At 71.0% G+C, this 20561-nt stretch carries 18 protein-coding genes; 14 read left to right on the plus strand and 4 right to left on the minus strand.

Annotated features, from left to right (window positions below; all coding sequences use genetic code 11):
* The first annotated feature begins 209 nt into the window (after positions 1-209).
* From J2N69_RS33055 to J2N69_RS33070, 4 genes are all read left to right on the plus strand, one after another.
* On the plus strand, positions 210-842 hold the full coding sequence (locus J2N69_RS33055) for a RodZ family helix-turn-helix domain-containing protein (protein WP_230903988.1): 633 nt from the start codon (positions 210-212) through the stop codon (positions 840-842).
* Between the two features lie 696 nt (positions 843-1538).
* Positions 1539-1970 (plus strand): NfeD family protein, encoded by a 432-nt coding sequence (locus tag J2N69_RS33060; protein WP_230903989.1) that lies wholly within the window; start codon positions 1539-1541, stop codon positions 1968-1970.
* A gap of 3 nt (positions 1971-1973) precedes the next feature.
* A complete protein-coding gene (locus J2N69_RS33065; RefSeq protein ID WP_230903990.1) occupies positions 1974-3008 on the plus strand; it encodes an SPFH domain-containing protein in 1035 nt (344 codons plus the stop codon).
* Positions 3009-3116: 108 nt separating this feature from the next.
* Positions 3117-3491, plus strand: a complete 375-nt coding sequence (locus tag J2N69_RS33070) for a VOC family protein (protein ID WP_230904982.1) — start codon at positions 3117-3119, stop codon at positions 3489-3491.
* Positions 3492-3521: 30 nt separating this feature from the next.
* Here J2N69_RS33070 and J2N69_RS33075 read toward each other — a convergent pair whose 3' ends face one another.
* Positions 3522-4223: a hypothetical protein gene (locus tag J2N69_RS33075; RefSeq protein ID WP_230903991.1), complete on the minus strand. Its 702-nt coding sequence runs from the start codon at positions 4221-4223 to the stop codon at positions 3522-3524.
* Between the two features lie 193 nt (positions 4224-4416).
* On the opposite strand from J2N69_RS33075, the gene J2N69_RS33080 reads away from it, so the two are divergent.
* Complete coding sequence (locus J2N69_RS33080; RefSeq protein ID WP_230903992.1) at positions 4417-4725, plus strand: DUF6191 domain-containing protein; 309 nt, start codon at positions 4417-4419, stop codon at positions 4723-4725.
* 128 nt (positions 4726-4853) lie between these two features.
* Complete coding sequence (locus J2N69_RS33085) at positions 4854-8213, plus strand: S8 family peptidase (RefSeq protein ID WP_230903993.1); 3360 nt, start codon at positions 4854-4856, stop codon at positions 8211-8213.
* Between the two features lie 99 nt (positions 8214-8312).
* Here J2N69_RS33085 and J2N69_RS33090 read toward each other — a convergent pair whose 3' ends face one another.
* The 3 genes from J2N69_RS33090 to J2N69_RS33100 form a co-directional block, all read right to left on the minus strand.
* On the minus strand, positions 8313-8966 hold the full coding sequence (locus tag J2N69_RS33090) for a YceI family protein (protein WP_230903994.1): 654 nt from the start codon (positions 8964-8966) through the stop codon (positions 8313-8315).
* 199 nt (positions 8967-9165) lie between these two features.
* Positions 9166-10092, minus strand: a complete 927-nt coding sequence (locus tag J2N69_RS33095; RefSeq protein ID WP_230903995.1) for a cation diffusion facilitator family transporter — start codon at positions 10090-10092, stop codon at positions 9166-9168.
* 111 nt (positions 10093-10203) lie between these two features.
* The gene (locus J2N69_RS33100) at positions 10204-11295 is read right to left on the minus strand and encodes a mechanosensitive ion channel family protein (RefSeq protein ID WP_230903996.1); all 1092 of its coding nucleotides are present in this window, start codon (positions 11293-11295) and stop codon (positions 10204-10206) included.
* A 399-nt stretch (positions 11296-11694) separates the two neighbouring features.
* Here J2N69_RS33100 and J2N69_RS33105 point away from each other — a divergent pair, with 399 nt between their 5' ends.
* The 8 genes from J2N69_RS33105 (at position 11695) to J2N69_RS33140 (ending at position 20528) form a co-directional block, all read left to right on the plus strand.
* The gene (locus tag J2N69_RS33105) at positions 11695-12828 is read left to right on the plus strand and encodes an amidinotransferase (protein ID WP_230903997.1); all 1134 of its coding nucleotides are present in this window, start codon (positions 11695-11697) and stop codon (positions 12826-12828) included.
* Between the two features lie 202 nt (positions 12829-13030).
* Positions 13031-13837: a hypothetical protein gene (locus J2N69_RS33110; protein WP_230903998.1), complete on the plus strand. Its 807-nt coding sequence runs from the start codon at positions 13031-13033 to the stop codon at positions 13835-13837.
* A gap of 73 nt (positions 13838-13910) precedes the next feature.
* Positions 13911-15167: an ABC transporter substrate-binding protein gene (locus J2N69_RS33115; RefSeq protein WP_230903999.1), complete on the plus strand. Its 1257-nt coding sequence runs from the start codon at positions 13911-13913 to the stop codon at positions 15165-15167.
* Positions 15164-16102, plus strand: a complete 939-nt coding sequence (locus tag J2N69_RS33120) for a carbohydrate ABC transporter permease (protein WP_230904000.1) — start codon at positions 15164-15166, stop codon at positions 16100-16102. The genes J2N69_RS33115 and J2N69_RS33120 overlap by 4 nt, the downstream gene beginning before the upstream one ends.
* On the plus strand, positions 16095-16934 hold the full coding sequence (locus J2N69_RS33125; protein ID WP_230904001.1) for a carbohydrate ABC transporter permease: 840 nt from the start codon (positions 16095-16097) through the stop codon (positions 16932-16934). Before J2N69_RS33120 ends, J2N69_RS33125 begins: the two co-directional genes overlap by 8 nt.
* 140 nt (positions 16935-17074) lie before the next feature.
* On the plus strand, positions 17075-18124 hold the full coding sequence (locus tag J2N69_RS33130) for an aldo/keto reductase (protein ID WP_230904002.1): 1050 nt from the start codon (positions 17075-17077) through the stop codon (positions 18122-18124).
* A gap of 159 nt (positions 18125-18283) precedes the next feature.
* Positions 18284-19651 (plus strand): radical SAM protein, encoded by a 1368-nt coding sequence (locus J2N69_RS33135; protein WP_230904003.1) that lies wholly within the window; start codon positions 18284-18286, stop codon positions 19649-19651.
* Positions 19652-19793: 142 nt separating this feature from the next.
* Entirely contained in the window at positions 19794-20528 is a 735-nt protein-coding gene (locus J2N69_RS33140) for an SDR family NAD(P)-dependent oxidoreductase (RefSeq protein WP_230904004.1), read from the plus strand.
* The last annotated feature ends 33 nt before the right edge of the window (positions 20529-20561 follow it).

Below are 20561 nucleotides of genomic sequence, written 5' to 3' on the forward strand. Positions count from 1 at the left end.
GGCTCCGACCGACAGGCAGCCGGAAGCGGTCGACACCGCCTGCGACCGGCCGGGGCAGATGGTGGCAGTGGAGTCCGGGGCCGATCAGGTGAGGGCGCCGTGTGGCGACCGGCCGCCGTGGTGGCCCGGCCCGCACCCCGTGCAAGGCTCGCGGAAGCGTGCGCGTGGGCGACGGAGGAGCGGATATGCCTGGTGGACCGGGAGTCGGAATGTCCTTGCTGCGGACGGCCGTGGCGCTCGCACTGCTGACCGCGGCGGTCGGCTGCGGGAAAGGTGACGACACGTCGTCCGAGAGCGACGTCTCACTGGCAGCGGCCGGGGCCGCCACGCTCTTCCCGGGGAGCGGGGACGAGCGGGGGCCGGACATCGACTTCCCGCGCGTGGCCGTCGGCGAGTCCGCCGCGGTCGACGTCAAGGTCCGCAACACCTCGGACGCGCCGCTGACCGTGAAGAAGGTGGCGGCGGAGAACGCCGAGGTGTCCAAGGACGACTGCACCGGCAGGAGGGTGCGGTCCGGCGATGAGTGCGATTTCCAGATGCTCTTGCCGCCGAAGAGCGAGGCGAAGAGCGTCGCGGGCAGCGTGACGGTCGAGACCGACAGAGGAACGACCTCTTCGAGCGTATCGGCCCAAGTGGTCGAGAAGAACGAGCATGAAGGCCACGCCCCCGCGGACCCGCCGACGCCCGAGGTGGCGACCGACCCTCCCTCGGTCGAGCCGTCGGACGCCACGGGCGGCCCGGTGGATACCCCGCCGGGCACGACGGTCGGCCCGAAGCAGGGAGCCACGCCGAGCGCCACGGCCGGGCCCGAGGAGTTCCCGGCCGCATCCGGGGCGTGGTAACCGGACGTCCGACGCGGGCCGCCGGTCGGCCTGCGCCACGCGCAGCATCTCCACGCGGACGTTGTCGTCGTCCCGCAGGACGAGCGTGATGTCACCTCGCCGGACCGCTTGTGCGGCATTAGGAAGGACCACGTGCTCGACTCGGCGAGAATCTGGAAGCCCACGCACCGGAACCGGAACGGCGTATGCGCCCGCCCGCGGTCCTCACAGGCGACGAAGGGCGCCGAGGCGTGGATCGGAGCGCGTGCGTGGATCAGCACGGGAGTGGCCCCCCGGTAGTCCAGTTCCGCGTCGTGCTGGGCCCGGGACACTCCCGCGACGTGCGCGTAGCGCGCCATGGTGAAGAACACGATCATCACCACCGCGGCCAGCAGCAGCCCTTCCGCGATACTCCAGAACCGCTCCCTCCGGCGCTCCGGCCCGCGCCTGCTGTCCTCTCTGCCGCCCGGCCGTGTAGAAAGCTGACGGCGCCTCCTGCGACGGACGTCCCGACACGCGGCGGCGCGGCTCCGGCTGCCCCGGATCAGCCGTGCCGCGCCCGACCAGCACCTGCGGCGGCCACCCGGCGGTCCCCTCGCCCGAGCGGGTAAAATAGTCGCAAACTGAGCAAACTGCGCAAAAGGTGCTTTGTGCCTGATCCCGCCCCCACACTCACGCACTCACGTCGGCGTCCGTGTCCAGGGGAGGAGGTACGCGATGGACCCGTGGCTCATCTGGCTGATCGCCGCGGCCGTCCTGGCCGTGGCGGAGATCTTCACCCTCACCGCGGCGCTCGGCATGCTGAGTGCCGCCGCGCTGGTCACCGCGGTGTGCGCCGCGACCGGACTTCCGCTTCCCTTCCAGTTCCTGGTGTTCGCCGTCGTCGCGGCCATCACCCTGCTGTTCGTGCGCCCCCTCGCGGTGCGGCACGTGCTCCGGCCGCAAACGGTGCGCTTCGGCATAGACGCCCTGGTCGGCAGGGCAGCGTATGTCGTGTCGGAGGTGTCGGGCCTGGACGGCAGGGTGCGGATCGACGGTGAGGAGTGGACCGCCCGCGCCTACGACGAGATGCTGGTGATCCCTCCGGGAAAGACCGTGGACGTCATAGAGATCAGCGGCACCACCGCGTTCGTCTACCCCCGGGACTGAATCATGGAAGTCTCCGCGTTTCTTGTCGCAGCCCTGATCATCGCGCTGATCGCGCTCTTCACCGTGGTGCGGGCGGTGCGCATCGTCCCCCAGGCGCGCGCCCGCAACGTCGAGCGCCTCGGCCGCTACCACCGCACCCTGAACCCCGGCCTCAACCTCGTCATCCCCTACATCGACCGCGTGCACCCGGTGATCGACCTGCGGGAACAGGTCGTCTCCTTCAAGCCGCAGCCGGTCATCACCGAGGACAACCTGGTCGTCGAGATCGACACGGTCCTGTACTTCCAGGTCACCGACCCGCGGGCGGCCTTCTACGAGATCGCGAACTTCCTCCAGGCCGTCGAACAGCTGACCGTCACCACCTTGCGCAACGTCGTGGGCTCCATGGACCTGGAGAAGACGCTCACCTCGCGGGACACCATCAACAGCCAGCTCCGCGGCGTGCTGGACGAAGCCACCGGCAAGTGGGGGCTGCGGGTCAACCGGGTGGAGATCAAGGCCATCGACCCGCCGCAGACCATCAAGGACGCGATGCAGAAGCAGATGCGGGCCGAACGGGACAAGCGGGCCGCGATCCTCGGGGCCGAGGGGCAGCGCCAGTCGCAGATCCTCACCGCCGAGGGCGACAAGCAGGCCGCTGTCCTGCGCGCCGAGGGCAACCGCACCGCCGCCATCCTCCAGGCCGAGGGCCAGTCGCGGGCCATCGACGAGGTGTTCCAGGCGGTGCACCGCAACGACCCCGACCCGAAACTGCTCGCCTACCAGTACCTTCAGGCCCTGCCCGAGCTGGCGAAGGGTTCCGGGAACAACTTCTGGGTGATCCCCAGCGAGATCACCACGGCCCTCCAGGGGGTGGGCCGCGCCTTCGCCGAGGACCTGCCCCGGTCACCGGCCACCCGCGAGAAGCCCGCCGACGACGACATGGCCGCCCGGGCCGCCGACGACACGGCGCAGGCCGCGGAGGCGGCCGCCGAAGCCGTCGCCGACGCCGCGAAGGCCGATGGTACGGCCACGGGCACGCTTCCGCCCTCGTCATGAGGCGCGCCTCGTCGATTGAGCCGGCATGCCCGCCGCGGGGTTGGGTACGTCCCCTCCGTTACCGATACGGGAGTCGCGCAAGCGACCGAAGAGTGAGGGGTGACGGAAGTGATCCGGAAACTGCAGGCGGTCGCGCTGGACTGCGCCGACCCGGTACGGCTCGCCGAGTTCTACGCGGAGCTGCTCGGCGGCCGGGTGGTCGCCGACCCCGGGGACGACGACTGGGTCGAGGTGCACGGCTTCGAGGGGACACCGCTGGCCTGCCAGCGAGTGGACGGCTACCGGCCGCCCGAGTGGCCCGGCCAGGGCCACCCGCAACAACTCCACCTGGACTTCGACGTGGACGACCTCGACGGCGAGGAGAAGCGGGCGCTTGCCCTCGGCGCGACCGTGCTGGAGCGGACGGACCAGATCCGCCCGGGGGCCAACTGGCGGGTCTACGCGGACCCGGCCGGCCACCCGTTCTGCCTCTGCTTCCACTGAGCCGGGGCCGGCGGCGACGGAGGGGAGCTGCTACGAGCCGGGCGGCAGCAGTTCGCGGGTGAGGGTGAAGGCGGCGGTGGCCGTGGCCAGAAGGGTGTTGATCCTGCCGAGCACGCGGGCCGTCCTGTCGGCGTCCTGCGCGTCGACGGCCGAGGCCAGGTCGTCGGCGTACTCCCGCGCGCGTACCGCCTCTTCGGGGCGCGCGGAGTCCGCGTCCGCGCGGAGGGCCGCGGTCAGCCGCTGGTGAGGGATGTCGGCCGCGTCGGGCCGGTTGCCGTAGCCGCCATGGGCCATCGCGTGCGGGCTGTTGACGTTCGCCACGACGAAACCGCCCGATGTGGAGGAGATGTGCACCCCTTCGCCTCCCGTCCAGATGAATTTGCTCTCGTAGTCGGCCCATCCCTTGCGCGTCACGCAGTACCCGCCGAACCGCAAGCCCTTGACCCTGATCAGCTTGTGCTTGAGCGGCTCCGCCAGGATGCGCATGACGTCGGCGCGGTTCCATCCCTGCGCGGTGAAGTAGTCCGTCATCTCCACGCGAATTCCCGGGTTCGCGGCCCGGCGGCAGATCTCGCGGAAAGCCTGCCCCTGGCACGCCTCCAGTTGGGCCGGCGCGAGTGACGGTGGCGGCAGGCCCCGCCGATGCGCGGCGTCCCGCGTCCAGACGAACAGCGCGTGGACCAACCAGCAGAGCAAGGCGATCAGGACCACATGCGCGAGTGTCGGCTCCACGGCCCCCGCCCTTCTCCGACGGCCCTTCCCGGCCGCCAAGTCCACATATGTTAGGGGGAGTTGGCCGCCGGGCGCGAGATGCGGGGGTGGTCCGCGTGGTGGAGTCGCGTGCGGCGCGCCTCCGCCGTACGGGGGAAGCGGGTCGTACGTGAGTCTGATCCCCGCGCGCCGCGGACCCGGAACAGTGGTCACCATGACGGTCTGGCTCATGTCCTTCCCCGCCTTCGCCTGTGCGCTGGCCTTGTTCGCCGTCGTGGAGAGCGTGTGGCGATGGTTCACGGGGCTGGGCCTGCTCCCGTGGCTGCGCAGGCGCACGGGGCGGTCGTTGTCGAACATCGCCTTCGACGAGTTCACGGCGGTCGTGAACGGAAACAAGACGGTGGAGCTGGAGCAGCGGCGCGTCGAACTGCTGCGGCGGGACGACGAGAGCGACGGCGCGCCGCCCCGCTCCCGCGTCGACCTGGCCGAGGGCACGGCGTTCATCGTGGTGCCGCGGCGGTAGCCGACGGCCGGTCCCGCGCCGGGTACGCCGGTACCGGGAACTTCTTCCGGCCCCCGAGAACCGAACACCCCCAAGATCGCGTGTTACGGGCGACCACAGCAAGTACGCTCAAAGGACAGGCATATCGGGTGGCAGGCATATCAAGGGTGGGGGCGGCGGCGATAGCCGCCGTGGTGTCCGGCGCGCTGGTCGCGGGGGTGGCCTCGGCCGACTCCGGGACACGGCCGGACCGCACCGCGGACACGCGGACCGGCGGCGGGACCAAGGCCGGTCAGGGGGCGCGGGGCGGGAAGACGGCGACCGTCACGCTGGTCACCGGCGACCGTGTGGTCGTCCGGGCGGGCGGCAAACAGGTCGTCCGGCTGATCCGCGGCGAGGGCCGCGAGGACGTCGCGATCGCGGTGCGGCGCGAGGCGGGGCACACGTACGTCATCCCGCAGGACGCCCAGCCGTTGATCGGCGCGGGCACGCTGGACCGGCGCCTCTTCGACGTCACGCGGCTCGTCAGGGACAAGTACGACGACGCCCACCGCACCTCGCTGCCGCTGATCGTCGAGTACCGGCAGGGCATCCGCACCGACGGCCGTGCCGGTGACACGTTCAAGGGCCTCGCCCGCGACCGCCGCGCGCTGCCCGCGATCGGCGGTGAGGCGTTCGCCGCGCCCAAGTCCGGCGCGGAGGGCCTCTGGTCGAAGATCACCGGTGGGACGGGCGGCCGTACGAACGCGCGCACCACCGCGGCTCCCGCCCTCGCGCACGTGTGGCTGGACGCCAAGGTGCGCCCCGCCCTCGACAAGAGCGTGCCGCAGATCGGCGCCCCCACCATGTGGAAGGCCGGCTACACCGGCAAGGGCGTCAAGGTCGCCGTCCTGGACACCGGAGTCGACCAGACGCACCCCGACCTCAAGAACGTCGAGGTCGCCGAGAAGAACTTCACCGAGTCCGCGCCCGACGCCAAGGACCGCATGGGCCACGGCACGCACGTCGCCTCGACCCTCGCGGGCTCCGGGGCCAAGTCGGGCGGCAAGTACAAGGGCGTGGCGCCCGACGTACAGCTCCTGGACGGCAAGGTCATCTCCGAAGTGGAGGGGACCGGTACCGAGTCCAGCATCACCGCCGGCATGCAGTGGGCGGTCGACAACGGCGCGAAGGTCGTCAACCTCAGCCTCGGCAGCCTCGACTCACCGGGCACCGACGCGATGGAGGCGGCCGTCGCGCGCCTCTCCGGCAAGGCCCTCTTCGTCATCGCCGCGGGCAACGACGGCCCCGCGTACGGCACGCTGAACTCACCCGGCAGCGCCCCCGCCGCCCTGACCGTCGGCTCCGTCGACAAGCAGGACGGCATCGCGGAGACCTCCAGCCGCGGCCCGCAGGCCGACGGGGTCACCAAGCCGGACCTCACCGCGCCCGGCGACGACATCACGGCCGCGCGCTCCACGCTGACGTCCGACGACCCGGGCGACCCCGGCAGCGACGGCTATGTCGCCATGTCGGGCACCTCGATGGCGACCCCGCACGTGGCCGGTTCCGCCGCCCTGCTCCTCCAGCAGCGCCCCAAGTGGACCGGCCCGCGGCTCAAGGCGGCGCTGACCGGCTCCACCACGCCGAACCCGGCGCTCAACCCGCAGCAGCAGGGCGCGGGCCGCGTCGACCTGACGCGCGCCGTCACCGCGTCCGTCGTCCCCGAGCCCGGCACGGTCGCCTTCGGCACGCAGGCCTGGCCGCACACCGACGACAAGCCGGTCGCCAAGACCGTCACCTACCGCAACCTCGGCACCAAGCCCGTCACCCTCACGCTCTCCACCGACTCCGTGGACCCGAAGGGCCGCCCGGGCCCGGCGGGCATGTTCACCGTCAAGGACAGCCGGCTCACCGTCCCCGCGGGCGGCACCGCCAAGACGACCGTCACCGCCGACACCAAGACCGGTACGGCCGATGGCGTCTACGGCGGAACCCTCCTGGCCGCGGGAGACGGCCAGGAGGTGCGCACCGGCCTCGTCGTCGACCGGGAGGTGGAGTCGTACGACCTGACGCTGAAGCACCTCGACATCAACGGCAAGGCCTCGTCCAACTACACCACCATGCTCACCGACGGCGCGCAGCGGAAGATCGAGGTCCCCTTCCGCGAGGGCCCGGTCACCGTGCGGGTGCCGAAGGGCACGTACGCCGTGGAGAGCGCCGTGTACGGTCCGACCAAGAGTTTCGCGGTCTTCGTCCAGCCGAAGCTGAAGGTCGGCGCCAAGGCGACGGTCACGCTGGACTCCCGCAAGGCCAAGCCGGTCGCCGTCACGCCCCCGGACGCCGGCGCGCGGCACACGGAGTCGAACATCAGCTACGACGACACGACCCTCGGTATCGCCAGCAGCTGGAGCCTCAGCGACGGCACCGCCCTTCGCACCCTCGGCATCGGCCCGGACTCGCCCACCCTGAACGCGCAGTACAACGGCCACTGGAAGGCCTCGGGCACGGCGGCGAAGAAGGTCGACTACCGGCTGGCCTTCAGCCGCACCGGCAACTGGTTCTCGGGCCTGAAGCACGCCGCCACCAAGGCCGAGCTGGCCGAGGTCAAGTACGGCGTCGGAGCCTCCGTCGCGCAGCGCAAGGGCACGCTCTCCGCCACGCCCGTCGGCAAGAACGGCTACAACCCGCCCCTGGTGCCGGTGACCGGGCTGAAGCTGCCGGCCTCCGGCACGAGCTACGTCAACACCAAGGACCTGCGCTGGAGCTGGTCCATGGAGCAGCTCGACGACGCGGGGGTGGCGGCCGTCAACTACTACTCCGGTGACGTGGCGTACAAGGCGGGCAAGCGCTACACGCTGAACTTCAACACCGGCGTCGTCGGCCCTGACCTCAAGGCCGACGACCGGCAGGGCGCGCGCCGCGCGGGCAACGCCATGGACGCCTACATCGAGCTGTTCAGCGACGGTGCGGGGCACGCGGGCGGCTCGGCGACGACCGGCGGCTTCACCCGGCTGGAGTCGGGCGGCCGTACCCTCGCCGAGGGCGGCCCGGGCGCGGTGAACGCCGAACTCCCGGCCGCCTCGGCCCCGTACCGGCTGACCATGGAGGCCACCCGCGCGGCGAAGGTCGCCACGACCAGCACGAAGGTGGCCGCGGCCTGGACGTTCACGTCCGGGAAGACCCCCGAGGAGGAGCCCACCGAGCTGCCGCTGTCCACCGTCCGGCTCGCGCCGAAGCTCGCGCTGAACGGCACGGCCCCGGCGGGCAGCACGCTGACGGTGCCGCTGAAGGTGGCGGGCGCGGCGGCCGGCCCCGGCAAGATCGCCGAGCTGACCGTCAAGGTCTCCTACGACGGCGGCAGCACCTGGAAGCCGGCCCCCGTCACGACCGACACCAAGGGGGCGCGCACGGCGACCGTCCGGCACCCGGCGACGGCCAAGGCCGTGGCGTACCGCGTGTACCTGAAGGACACGTCCGGCAACACCATGACCGAGACGATCACCAACGCGTACCGGCTCGCCCCGTGACGCGCGCCCTCCATCCCTGACGGCCCCCAGGGTGTCGTCATGAGGCCGGGCCACGGGGACACGTCCCGTGGCCCGGCCTTTTGTGCGTACGGGGACGGGTTACGCCAGCGGCGCCGTCCGGATCGCCGAGATGTCGAACTGCAACCGGACCTTCTCGCTCACCATCGTGCCGCCCGCCTCCAGACGCTGGTTGTAGACCAGGCCCCACGCCGTGCGGTCGATGGTGGTGGTGCCGTCGAAGCCGGCCCGTTCATATCCGAACGGGTCCACGACCGACCCCAGGTAGTCGAGTTGCAGTTCGACGGGACGGGTGATGTCCCGGATGGTGAGGTCCCCCGCCATGCGGAAGGTCTCCCCGCCCTCATGGGCCGTGGAGGTGCTGCGGAACACCATCTCCGGGTAGCGGCTCGCGTCGAAGAAGTCGCGGCCCAAGAGGTGCGCGTCCCGCTGCTCCACGCCCGTGTCGACGCCGGCGACCCGGATGGTGATCTCGGCCCGCGAGGCCTCGGGCCGGGCGCCGTCGAAGTACAGCGCGCTGTCGTAGTCGCTGAAGGCACCCCGCACGGTCGTGACCATCGCGTGCCGCACGGAGAACCCGATGCGGCTGTGCGGGCGGTCGATGGTCCACTGCCCGGTCAGCGCGCGCAGCGCCGGGTCGAGCCCGGCATCACCGGCCGCCGCAAAGGGCGTACCGCGGCCCCCGGCCCGCGCCGGGTCGAGCGTGGCGGTCTGGCGACGGCTGAAGATGCCCATGGTGTCGTCGTCTCCTTCGGATCTGATCACCCTGTGCTATCACGCCGTCGTCGGACGCTCCCCGGTGAGATGGGAGGTCTCGTCCGGCTTCCATGGCGCTGCCCGCAAAGATGCACAGGATCGCCACGGAGTGGATGCACCCTGGGCCGACCCGACGTGACGCACGGTCATGGCGGGACGCCGCCCGCGCGTCGTCGCGTCACACGTGCAGCGCCCCGCCGACCTCGCCGTGCGCCCGTGGCTCCAGTTGCAGCGTCGAGTGCGCCACGTCGAAGTGGCCGGCGACGCACTGCTGAAGCCGGGTGAGCAGAGCGCCGTATCCGGCCGCGAGGGCCTCGTCCGTGACCACCACGTGCGCGGTGAGCACCGGCATGCCCGACGTCACGGTCCAGCCGTGCAGGTCGTGCACGGCGACGACGCCCGGTTGTGCCAGGAGATGACGCCGGACCTCGCCGAGGTCGACGTCCTGCGGGGTGGCCTCCAGCAGGACGTGGACGGAGTCCCGCAGGAGCCCGTACGCGCGCGGCACGATCAGCACGCCGATGACGAGGGAGGCGATCGGGTCGGCGGCCTGCCACCCCGTCAGCAGGATGATCAGGCCGCCCACGATCACGGCGACCGAGCCGAGCGCGTCCCCAAGAACCTCCAGGTAGGCGCCGCGCAGGTTGAGGCTCTTGTCCTTTGCGTCCCGCAGCAGCCACAGCCCCACGAGGTTGGCGATCAGCCCGCCGACCGCGACCGCGAACATCAGGCCGCCCTGGACCTCCACCGGCTCGCTGAGGCGGCCGATCGCCGACCACAGGACCCAGACGAAGATGGCGACGAGGAGCAGCGCGTTCAGGACCGCCGAGAAGATCTCCACCCGGTAGAAGCCGAACGTGCGCCGCGGCGTCGGCGCCCGCTGGGCGAGGGTGATGGCCCCGAGGGCGAGAAAGACGCCGACCGCGTCGGTCAGGCTGTGCGCGGCGTCGGCGAGGAGCGCGAGGCTGCCGGACAGCAGCGCGCCGACCACCTGGATGACGGTGATGGAGCCGCTGATGCAGATGGTCCACAGCAGCCGCTTCCGGTAGGTCCCGCTGAGCGTGCCGCCCGTCGCCGCGGAGGACGGGCCGTGGTCGTGCCCCATGCCCGCGAGTGGATCATGGCCTTCCGCCGGCCGCCACTCGGAGCAGTCGTCGGAGCGGCGGTCTTCGGAGCGGTGGTCTTCGGAGCGGTCGGCGGAGCATGTGTACGGCGCTCAGTGGACCCGCGGCGGCATGGAGATGTCGCGCTGATGCGGGATGCCGAGCGGCGGCGGCAGTTCGCCCTGCTGGACGGTGACCGTGCGGGCCGGGGCGGGGACCCGGATGCCCTCGGCGCGGTAGCGCTGGTGCAGGCGCTTGATGAACTCGTGCTTGATGCGGTACTGGTCGCTGAACTCGCCGACGCCGAGGATCACCGTGAAGCTGATCCGCGAGTCCCCGAACGTGTGGAAGCGGATCGCCGCCTCGTGATCGGGGACCGCGCCGGTGATCTCCTTCATCACCTCGTCCACGACCTCGGCCGTGACCCGCTCGACCTGCTCCAGGTCGCTGTCGTAGCTCACCCCGACCTGCACCGTGATCGACAGCTCCTGCTCGGGGCGGCTGAAGTTGGTCATGTTGGTGCTCGCCAGCTGGGCGTTCGGGATGATCACGAGGTTGTTGGAGAGCGAGCGGACGACGGTGTTGCGCCAGTTGATGTCGACCACATACCCCTCCTCGCCGCTGCTCAGCTGGATGTAGTCGCCGGGCTGCACGGTCTTCGCCGCGAGGATGTGGACGCCCGCGAAGAGGTTGGCGAGGGTGTCCTGGAGCGCGAGGGCGACCGCGAGACCGCCGACGCCGAGCGCGGTCAGCAGCGGGGCGATGGAGATGCCGAGGGTCTGCAGGACGACGAGGAACCCCATGGCGAGCACGACGACCCGCGTGATGTTCACGAAGATGGTGGCCGAGCCCGCCACCCCGGAGCGCGACTGCGCCACGGAGCGGACGAGGCCGGTGACGACCCGCGCCGCCGTCAGCGTCGCCGCGAGGATCAACAGGGCCGTCAGCGTCATCGTGACGTTGCGGCCGGTGCGCGGGGTCAGCGGCAGTGCGCCCGCCGCGGCGGCGAGGCCCGCGGTGATGGCCGCGCAGGGGACCAGCGTGCGCAGCGCGTCGACGATGACGTCGTCGCCGCTCCACCGGGTCCGGCTCGCCCGCTCGCCCAGCCAGCGCAGCAGGGCGCGCAGCAGCAGCCCGGCCGCGATGCCGGCGACCACCGCGATCCCGGCCACCATCCAGTCGTGCAGTGTGAGCGCACTGGTCATCGGTTCACCCCTGTCGTACGGAGTGAGGGCGCCTGCACGCGGCGTATGTGATGTGTCGTCACCTTGTGATACCTGCTTGGTTCCGGGAGTTCGGTCGCGCCCGGTGCGGGGCTCCGGCCGGGCGCGGACGTCATCCTGCCGCATCTGTGCGGGACGGGTGCGCATACCCCCACCTGGATCTTCACGAACCGGCCACGCGTGGCGGCCGCCACGGCGGTGGCATGAATGTCGCGGAAGCCGGTACTCGACGCGGCGCGGGAACTCCTCCCGCGCCGATGCCCGAAGGCCGATGCCCGAAGCGTGTGTCCGTGCGCACGGGGTACGACGACGGGCGCGCCACCTGTGGTAAAGCGTTGAGTTCGGTGAGACGTTTGTTTTCTGCGAGCGGAAGCGGTGAACATGGGCGTAGCGCAAAAGCCTGGAATTCCGGCAGGGGTGACCGTCGGGGAAACTCTCGTGTCACCGGTCAATTCGCACAATGAGTGGGACCCGCTGGAGGAAGTGATCGTCGGGCGCCTCGACGGCGCGACGATTCCCTCCAGTCATTCCGTGGTGGCCTGCAACATCCCGCCGTGGGCGGCCCGGCTCCAGGGACTCGCCGCCGGCTTCGAATATCCGCGCCGGCTGATCGAGCCCGCGCAGGAGGAACTGGACGGGTTCGTCGCCCTCCTGGAGTCTCTCGACGTCACGGTCACCCGGCCGGACGCGGTGGACTACAAGCAGCGGTTCGCCACCCCCGACTGGTCCTCCCGCGGGTTCTGCAATTCCTGTCCGCGCGACGGCATGCTCGTCATCGGCGACGAGATCATCGAGACGCCCATGGCGTGGCCGTGCCGGTATTTCGAGACCCACTCCTATCGCACGCTCCTCAAGGACTATTTCCGGCGCGGCGCCCGCTGGACGGCGGCGCCGAAGCCCCAGCTCACCGACGCGCTGTACGAGAAGGACTTCAGGCCGCCCAAGGACGGCGAGCCGATGCGCTACATCCTCACGGAGTTCGAGCCGGTATTCGACGCGGCGGATTTCGTGCGGGCGGGCCGCGATCTGTTCGTGACGCGGAGCAACGTCACCAACGGGATGGGCATCGAATGGCTGCGCCGCCATCTCGGGCCCGGCTATCGCATCCACGAGATCGAGAGCCGCTGCCGCACACCCATGCACATCGACACGACGTTCGTCCTGCTCGCTCCCGGCAAGGTCCTGGTCAACCCCGAGTACATCGACGTGGACCGGCTGCCCGACGTGCTGCGTTCGTGGGACGTCCTGGTCGCCCCGGAACCCGATCCGATCGACGAGCGCCTGCTCAAGATGACGTCGATGTGCGGCAAATGGCTCAGCATGAACGTGCTGATGCTCGACGAGAAGCGGGTGATCGCCGAGCGGCACCACACCGGCATGCTGCGGGCCCTGGAATCCTGGGGCTTCGAGCCGATCCCGTGCGACCTGCTGCACTACGCGCCGTTCGGCGGCTCGTTCCACTGCGCGACGCTCGACGTGCGGCGCCGCGGCACGCTGGAGTCGTACGTCGACTAGCGCCGCCTCTCGCGGCGGTGACGGAGCCCGGTGGCCGTGACGCGCCACCGGGCTCAACGTCGTACCCCTGCCGCCGAGAGGCGCCGTCGAAGGGGTTCCCGGGCCGGGGCGGATATGGAAGTGTCCTACCGAATTCAGCGGGCCGGCAGGACACCGGGCCGCGGACTGGGCCGGCCCGGCGCGGGACCGAGGTGAAGCACTGGTGCGGAATGCGGCGCGGGGGCACGGTCTGGTCGCGCTGCGGCGGCTCGACACCACCGCCGCCCTGCGCGCCCCGCACCGCCGCAGCCATCAGAGCCTCGCGGGACGCGCCGTGGGCACCGGCCTCTCCGGGCCCATTGTCGAAGCCGCCGTGGACGAACCGACCGAGCGGGGCCTCGGCGTCGGCATCGGTCTGCACAAGAGGGGGCTACTCCTCGGCGCCGCTGTGCCGCGATGGGGCGCCGTCACCTCCGTCGTGGTGCCCGAGTGGTCCGGCGTCGACCTGGGGCGGCTGCTCTCCGACGGCACGCGGGGACACGACGTGCACCTCGCGGTCCTTGCCGAGCACCGGCAGGGTGCCGCCACCCCCACGGGAGAACTCGGCATGCTGCCGCTGCTCGGCATCAGCACCGCGCACACGGCCCTGCGCGGGCCGGGCGCCCGGCGTGCCGGGGAGTCCGAGGTGACCGCGCCTACCCGCGCCGCGGACGCCGCCGACCCGGACGCGCTGGCCGCCATCGCCGCCGTCACCGCCAGCGCCGGTCGGCCCGCCCCGGGCGTCGTGGCCCGCCCCCTCGCCGTCGGCCCGGAACCGACCGTGCTCACCGACGAGGCCACCCCCGCCGGCCGGCATCTGGCGCCGCTGCTCGAAGAACGGCTGCGCCCTGTGACCCCACACGCCCCGAACGTCCCGAACGCCCCGCGCCCCGCGCTGAGCCGGCTCGGCGAGCGGGGCGTCGCCCTCGGCACCGTACGCAAGGCGCTCGATCAGGTGGAGGAGGAACTGCTCGCGGACACGGCGCCGTAGCGGCACCGCGGGGCGCCTGTTCGCGCGCCCGCGGCGGCCCGGCCGGCGCCCGACGGCTTCCTGGGAGGCACGTATGCGCAGAAGGACTCTGCTCGGCGGGGCGCTCACCGCCCCGATGGTCGCCGCCTGCTCCGGCGGGGGCGGCGGCGCGGACGGCGGGGGCGGGACCACGCTCTCGTACGGGATGTGGGACCCGGCGCAGGTACCGGGCATGGAGAAGATCATCGCGGCGTTCGAGAAGGAGCACCCGAAAATCTCCGTGCGGATCGAACTCACGCCCTGGGCGAGTTACTGGACCACCCTCAAGACGTCGATGCGCGGCGGCACCGCCCCCGACGTCTTCTGGATGAACGCCGTCAACTTCCAGCTGTACGCGGCGAACGGCGTCCTGGAACCGCTCTCCGGGCACATCAAGGCCGACGCCACACCCGTCGACCGCCACCCGGACGCCCTGGTGAAGCTGTACGCCTATCGCGGCACGCAGTACGGCCTGCCGAAGGACTTCGACACCATCGGGCTCTGGTACAACAAGGCGCTCTTCGACAAGGCCGGCATCCCCTACCCGGACCAGACGTGGACGTGGGACGACGTACGGCACGCGGCGGCCGAACTCACCGACCCGCGCCAGCGCGTGCACGGCTTCGCCGCCGAGATGCACCGGCAGTTCAAGATCTACCCGGCCATCTGCGGCGCGGGCGGCCACGTCCTGGAGGACGGCCGCTCCGGCTTCGGGGACGAGCGGTCCATCGACGGCCTGCGCTTCCTCACCGACATGGTCGACCGGGGCTGGTCGCCGCCGCAGAGCGCGATGGTCGAGTCCATCGGGCGCGTGCGCTACTGGTCGGAGAAGGTCGCCATGAACTACGACGTCTCCGCGGTGTCCGGGCAGATGTACGCCGTGCCCGCGATCAAGGACCACGGCGGCATCGCGGTCCTGCCCCGCGGGCGCCGCAGGGCCACCATCATCCACGGCCTGGCGAACGTCATCTCCGCCAAGAGCCGCAGAAAGGAAGCGGCCTGGAAATTCGTGCACTTCATGGCGGGACGCGAGGCCGCCGAGATCCAGGCGAAGGCGGGCGCCACCATCTCCAGTTACCAGGGGACGCAGGACGCCTGGCTCACGTCGATGCCCGAATTCGACCTGAAGCACTTCATCGAGATGCAGGAGTACGCCGTCCCGTACCCGAGTTCCGAGAACACCCCCGTCTGGGAGAACCTCCAATACCCGCTGCTCGGCGCCGCGTTCAGCGGAAAGGGCGGCATCGAGAGCGCCGCCCGGACGCTGGGCGAGCAGATGGACCGGGCCCTGAAGGAGGAACGCGCCTCATGAGTGTCTTTCCCGCCACGGCGGCCGCGAAGGCGAGAGAGCGGCGCGGCGCCGCCGCGCCCGCCACGTCCCGCGGTCAGCGCGCCGCCTACCTCTTCATCGCGCCGCTCGGCCTCGGTTTCGCCGTCTTCTACTTCTGGCCGCTGCTCCAGACCTTCTACTTCAGCTTCACCGAGTTCGGCGCCTTCGGCGGCCACACGTTCATCGGCACCGACAACTACGTCCGGGTCGTGCGGGACGTCACCGTGTGGCAGGCGCTCGGCAACACGCTGATCTACAGCCTCATCGGGCTCACCGCGCTGCCGGTCGCGATCGTCGTCGCGGCCCTGTTGAACCGGCGCGGCCTGCGGGGCGTCGCGGTCTACCGCGCCCTGTACTTCGTGCCGTTCGTGACGCTGCCCGTCGCCGTCGGACTGGTCTGGAACTGGCTCTACAACGGCGACTTCGGGCTCCTGAACGAAGTGCTGAGCCGGTTCGGCGCCGAGCGGCACTACTGGGTCTCCGACCCGTCCACGGCCGTCTTCGCCATCGGCACGGTGATGGTCTGGTCGACCACCGGCTACTACTTGGTCATCTTCATGGCGGGCATCAAGGGAATTCCGCGGGACTACTACGAAGCCGCGGAACTCGACGGCGCCGGAGCGCTGCGCAGGTTCTTCACCATCACCCTCCCGCTCCTCAGCCCGACCATCTTCTTCGCCTCCGTGATCTGCATGATCAATTCCTTGCAGACCTTCGACCTGATCTACATCATGATGGGCGAGACGAATCCCGCGATCGGCGATACGCAGTCCGTCGTCGGCCTCTTCTACAAATGGGCCTTCGTCGAGAACGCGCAGGGCGCCGCGGCCGCACTCGCCTTTCTGCTCATGCTCCTCATCGCCGCGCTGACCTACCTGCAATTCCGGCTCCAGAAGAGGTGGGTGCACTATGCCTGACACCCGGACACGCCGCGGACGCGCCGGTTCCCTCGTCACCCACGCCGTGCTCTCGCTGGGCGCGCTCGTGATGGTCTTCCCGTTCCTGTGGCAGCTGCTGACCGCCCTCAAGACACTCGCCGAGACCTCGCGCGTGCCGCCGACCTTCCTGCCCGACGACTGGAACCCGGCGAGCTTCGAGAAGGTCTTCACCGCGCTGCCGTTCCGCGAGATGCTGACCAACAGCCTGCTCAACACCGTCGGCCGCACCCTGGGCCAACTGGTGTTCTGCTCCCTCGCCGCCTACGCCTTCGCCCGCATGCGCTTCCGGGGCCGCAATGTACTGTTCGCGCTCTTCCTGTCCGTCCTGATGGTGCCGAGCTCCCTGCTCGTGCTGCCGCAGTACGACATCATCCAGGCGCTCGGCCTGCTGAACTCCGCCCCGGCGCTGTTCCTGCCCGGCATGTTCAGCGCGTTCGGCACCTTCATGCTGCGCCAGTTCTTCCTCACGCTCCCCAAGGAGCTGGAGGAGGCCGCCCGCATCGACGGCGCGGGCTCCTTCCGGATCTTCTGGTCCATCATGCTGCCGCTGATCAGGCCCGCCCTCGCCGCCCTCGCCGTCATCACCGCCATGTGGTCCTGGAACGACCTGCTGTGGCCCCTGGTCGTCAACACCGACCCGGCGACGATGCCGATCAGCGCCGGACTGACCTCCCTGAAGGGGCAGTTCGAGACCAACTACCCGATCATGATGGCCGGTTCGCTCATCGCGAGCCTGCCCATGCTGCTGGTCTACGTCTTCCTCCAGCGGCACTTCGTCCAGAGCGTCGCCCTCTCCGGTTCCAAGAGCTGACCCTCGCCCGTGCCCCCCATCGCGCCGCCCGGCACCACCTGGCCCCGGGCGCCGGTCGCGCTTGCCCTGGAGCGCACTCCAGCTCGTAAGGTCACGGCAGCCGAGTGGGCCCGAAGGGGGACACGGCCAAGGAGAGTCGCATGCGCCACCGCGTTCTGGGCGGGACCGGTATGGAGGTCAGCCCCTACTGCCTGGGCACCATGATGTTCGGCCACGTCGGCAACGCCGACCACGACGACTGCGCCCGAATCGTCCACGCCGCGCTGGACGAGGGCATCAACTTCGTCGACACCGCGGACATGTACTCCGCGGGCGAGTCGGAGACCGTCGTCGGCAAGGCGCTCAAGGGCCGCCGTGACGACGTCGTGCTCGCGACCAAGTTCCACTTCCCGATGGGTGAGGGCCCCAACCGGGGCGGAAACTCCCGGCGTTGGATCGTCCGGGCCGTGGAGGACAGCCTGCGGCGGCTGGGGACGGAGTGGATCGACCTGTACCAGGTGCACCGGCCCGACCACACGACCGACATCGAGGAGACGCTCTCCGCCCTCACCGACCTGGTGCGTCAGGGCAAGATCAGGGCCTTCGGCTGCTCCACGTTCCCCGCGGACGAGATCGTCGAGGCCCACCACGTCGCCGACCGGCGCGGACTCCACCGGTTCCGCACCGAGCAGCCGCCCTACTCCCTGCTGGCCAGAGGCGTGGAGAAACATGTGCTGCCCGTCACACAGCGTCTGGGCATGGGAACGCTGACCTGGAGCCCGCTGGCCTCGGGGTTCCTCACCGGCCGCTACCGCAAGGGCCGGGCCATGGATCTCAGCAGCGGGCGCCCCACCCTGCACCCGGGCCGCTTCGACCCCGCGGCGCCGCTCACCGCCGCGAAGCTGGAGGCCGTCGAGCAGCTCGTCGCCGTGGCCGAGGACCTGGGCTGCACCCTGCCCGAGCTGGCGACCGCCTTCCCGCTCGCACACCCCGCCGTCACGTCCGTGATCATCGGCCCGCGCACGATGGAGCAACTGCGGGCCACCCTCAAGGGCGCGTCCGTGGCGCTGGACGACGCGGCGCTCGACCGGATCGACGCCATCGTGCCGCCCGGTACCGACGTCTACCCGCCGGACGGGGTGTGGACCCCGCCGGCCCTGACCACACCGGCCCTGCGGCGCCGCTCGGCCGGGGAGCGGTCCGCCGCCTGACCGCTCGCCGGGAGATCCGCGGGGCCCGCGAGGGCGCACCACCTGAAGCCGGGACCCGCGGCGGGCGCGTCCCGAGACCGGAGCCGGATTCGGAACGGATCGGGAGCGTATTAGCGTGGACGGGACAGATCGACCAACAGGAGCCGAGGTGCCCGGTCCATGCCAAGCCGTAGCGAGAACCGTACCGAACTCGTCGAATCGCTCATGGAGCGGTTTCCGCACGTGCCACGGGAAGCGGTGATCAAGGAGGACCTGCTGCGCGGCGGCATCGCCTTCGACGAGTCGGCACTCAGCGATACCGCCAACGAGGCTTCCGGCGAGGTCAAGCCGAAGTCGTACTTCATCTTCTCCTTCGACCACGGCACGCTCCCCGAGCTGGGCGCCGCCGCCCTGCGCCGCCCCCCGGAGGAGATCGTCCTCACCGGCGGCCCCTACGAGCTGCGCCGCACCGTCGTCTCGGTCCGCGTGAACCCGTCCTCGCCCTACCGGGTCGCCGCCGACGACCACGGCGTGCTCGGCCTCTACCTCGACGGCGTGCGGATCTCCGACGTCGGCCTGCCGCCGATGCCGGACTACTACCGGCACACGCTGGAGAACGGCAAGTCCGTCATGGAGGTGGCGCCCACCATCCAATGGGGCTACCTCATCTACCTCACGGTCTTCCGGGTCTGCCAGTACTTCGGCGCCAAGGAGGAGTGCCAGTACTGCGACATCAACCACAACTGGCGCCAGCACAAGGCGGCGGGCCGCCCCTACACGGGCGTGAAGCCGGTGGAGGAGGTCCTGGAGGCCCTCGCCATCATCGACAAGTACGACACGAACAAGTCCTCCACCGCCTACACGCTCACCGGCGGCGCCATCACCTCGCAGATCGGCGGCAAGGACGAGGCCGACTTCTACGGGCAGTACGCGAAGGCCATCGAGGAGCGCTTCCCCGGCCGCTGGATCGGCAAGGTCGTCGCCCAGGCCCTGCCCAAGGCGGACGTCCAGCGCTTCCACGACTACGGCGTACGGATCTACCACCCCAATTACGAGGTGTGGGACCCGTACCTCTTCGAGCGGTACTGCCCCGGCAAGGAGCGCTACGTCGGCCGCGACGAGTGGCACCGCCGCATCCTGGACTCCGCCGAGGTGTTCGGGCCGCGCAACGTGATCCCGAACTTCGTGGCGGGCGTGGAGATGGCGGAGCCGTTCGGCTTCAAGACGGTCGACGAGGCCATCGACTCGACCGTGGAGGGGCTGCAGTACTTCATGTCGCGCGGCATCACGCCGCGCTTCACGACGTGGTGCCCGGAGCCCACGACGCCGCTGGGCAAGGCGAACCCGCAGGGCGCTCCGCTGGAGTACCACGTGCGGCTCCTGGAGGCCTACCGGGCGACGATGGAGGCCAACGGGCTGACCTCGCCGCCCGGTTACGGCCCTGCGGGCCCCGGCAACGCGGTCTTCTCCGTCAGCTCCTTCATGGACAGCCTGCCCGCGGAGGCGGCCGCCGAGGAGGACGCCGTCGCTCCTGTGGCGGGGCGGTAGGCCGGGCGGGGCCGGGACCCGAGAGGGCCTGCCGCGGGGTGCCGCCGCAAGGCCGCAAGCCGGCCACAAGGCCGCAAGCCGGCCACAAGACCGCACGTCAGCCATCAGATCAGCCAGCAGAACTGAACCGGAGGACCACCCCATGCAGCACCGCCCCGTCACCGTCGTCACCGGCGGCAGCCGCGGCATCGGTGCCGCCGTCGGCGCGCGTCTCGCCGAGGACGGTCACGACGTCGCGATCGGCTACCGCTCGGACGAGGCCGCCGCCGAGAAGGCCGCGGCGGCGGTCCGCGCCGCCGGGCGGCGCTGCGTCACCGTGCGGGTCGACACCGCCGACGAGACGGACGTCGACCGCCTTTTCGACACGGCCGCGGCGGAACTGGGCGCGGTCACCGGACTGGTCAACAACGCCGGGGTGAGCGGCCCCGTGGGACCCCTTGCCGAGGCCGACGCCGAGGGGATGCGCCGGGCGTTGGAGGTGAACGTCCTCGGATATCTGCTCTGCGCCCGGCGCGCCGTGCGGGACCTGAAGGCGAACGGCGGCGGGGCCGTCGTGAACATCTCGTCCGCCGCCGCGACCCTCGGCGCGCCCGGCGAGTACGTCCACTACGCGGCGGCCAAGGGCGCCGTCGACACCCTGACCGTCGGCCTGGCCAAGGAGGTCGCCGCGGACGGCATCCGCGTCAACGCCGTGGCCCCCGGCGTCATCTGGACCGAGTTCCACGCCGACCCCGAGCGTCCCGCGAAGCTCGCCCCCGGCATCCCGATGGGACGCTCGGGCCGGCCCGAGGAGATCGCCGCGGCCGTCTCGTGGCTGCTCTCGGACGACGCCTCGTACACCACGGGCACGGTTCTGCGGGTGGCGGGCGGCCGCTGACCGGCCACCACCGGTCTCTCGTACGCTGGTTCG

The sequence above is a fragment of the Streptomyces huasconensis genome, from assembly GCF_021028635.1.
Lineage (GTDB): Bacteria > Actinomycetota > Actinomycetes > Streptomycetales > Streptomycetaceae > Streptomyces > Streptomyces huasconensis.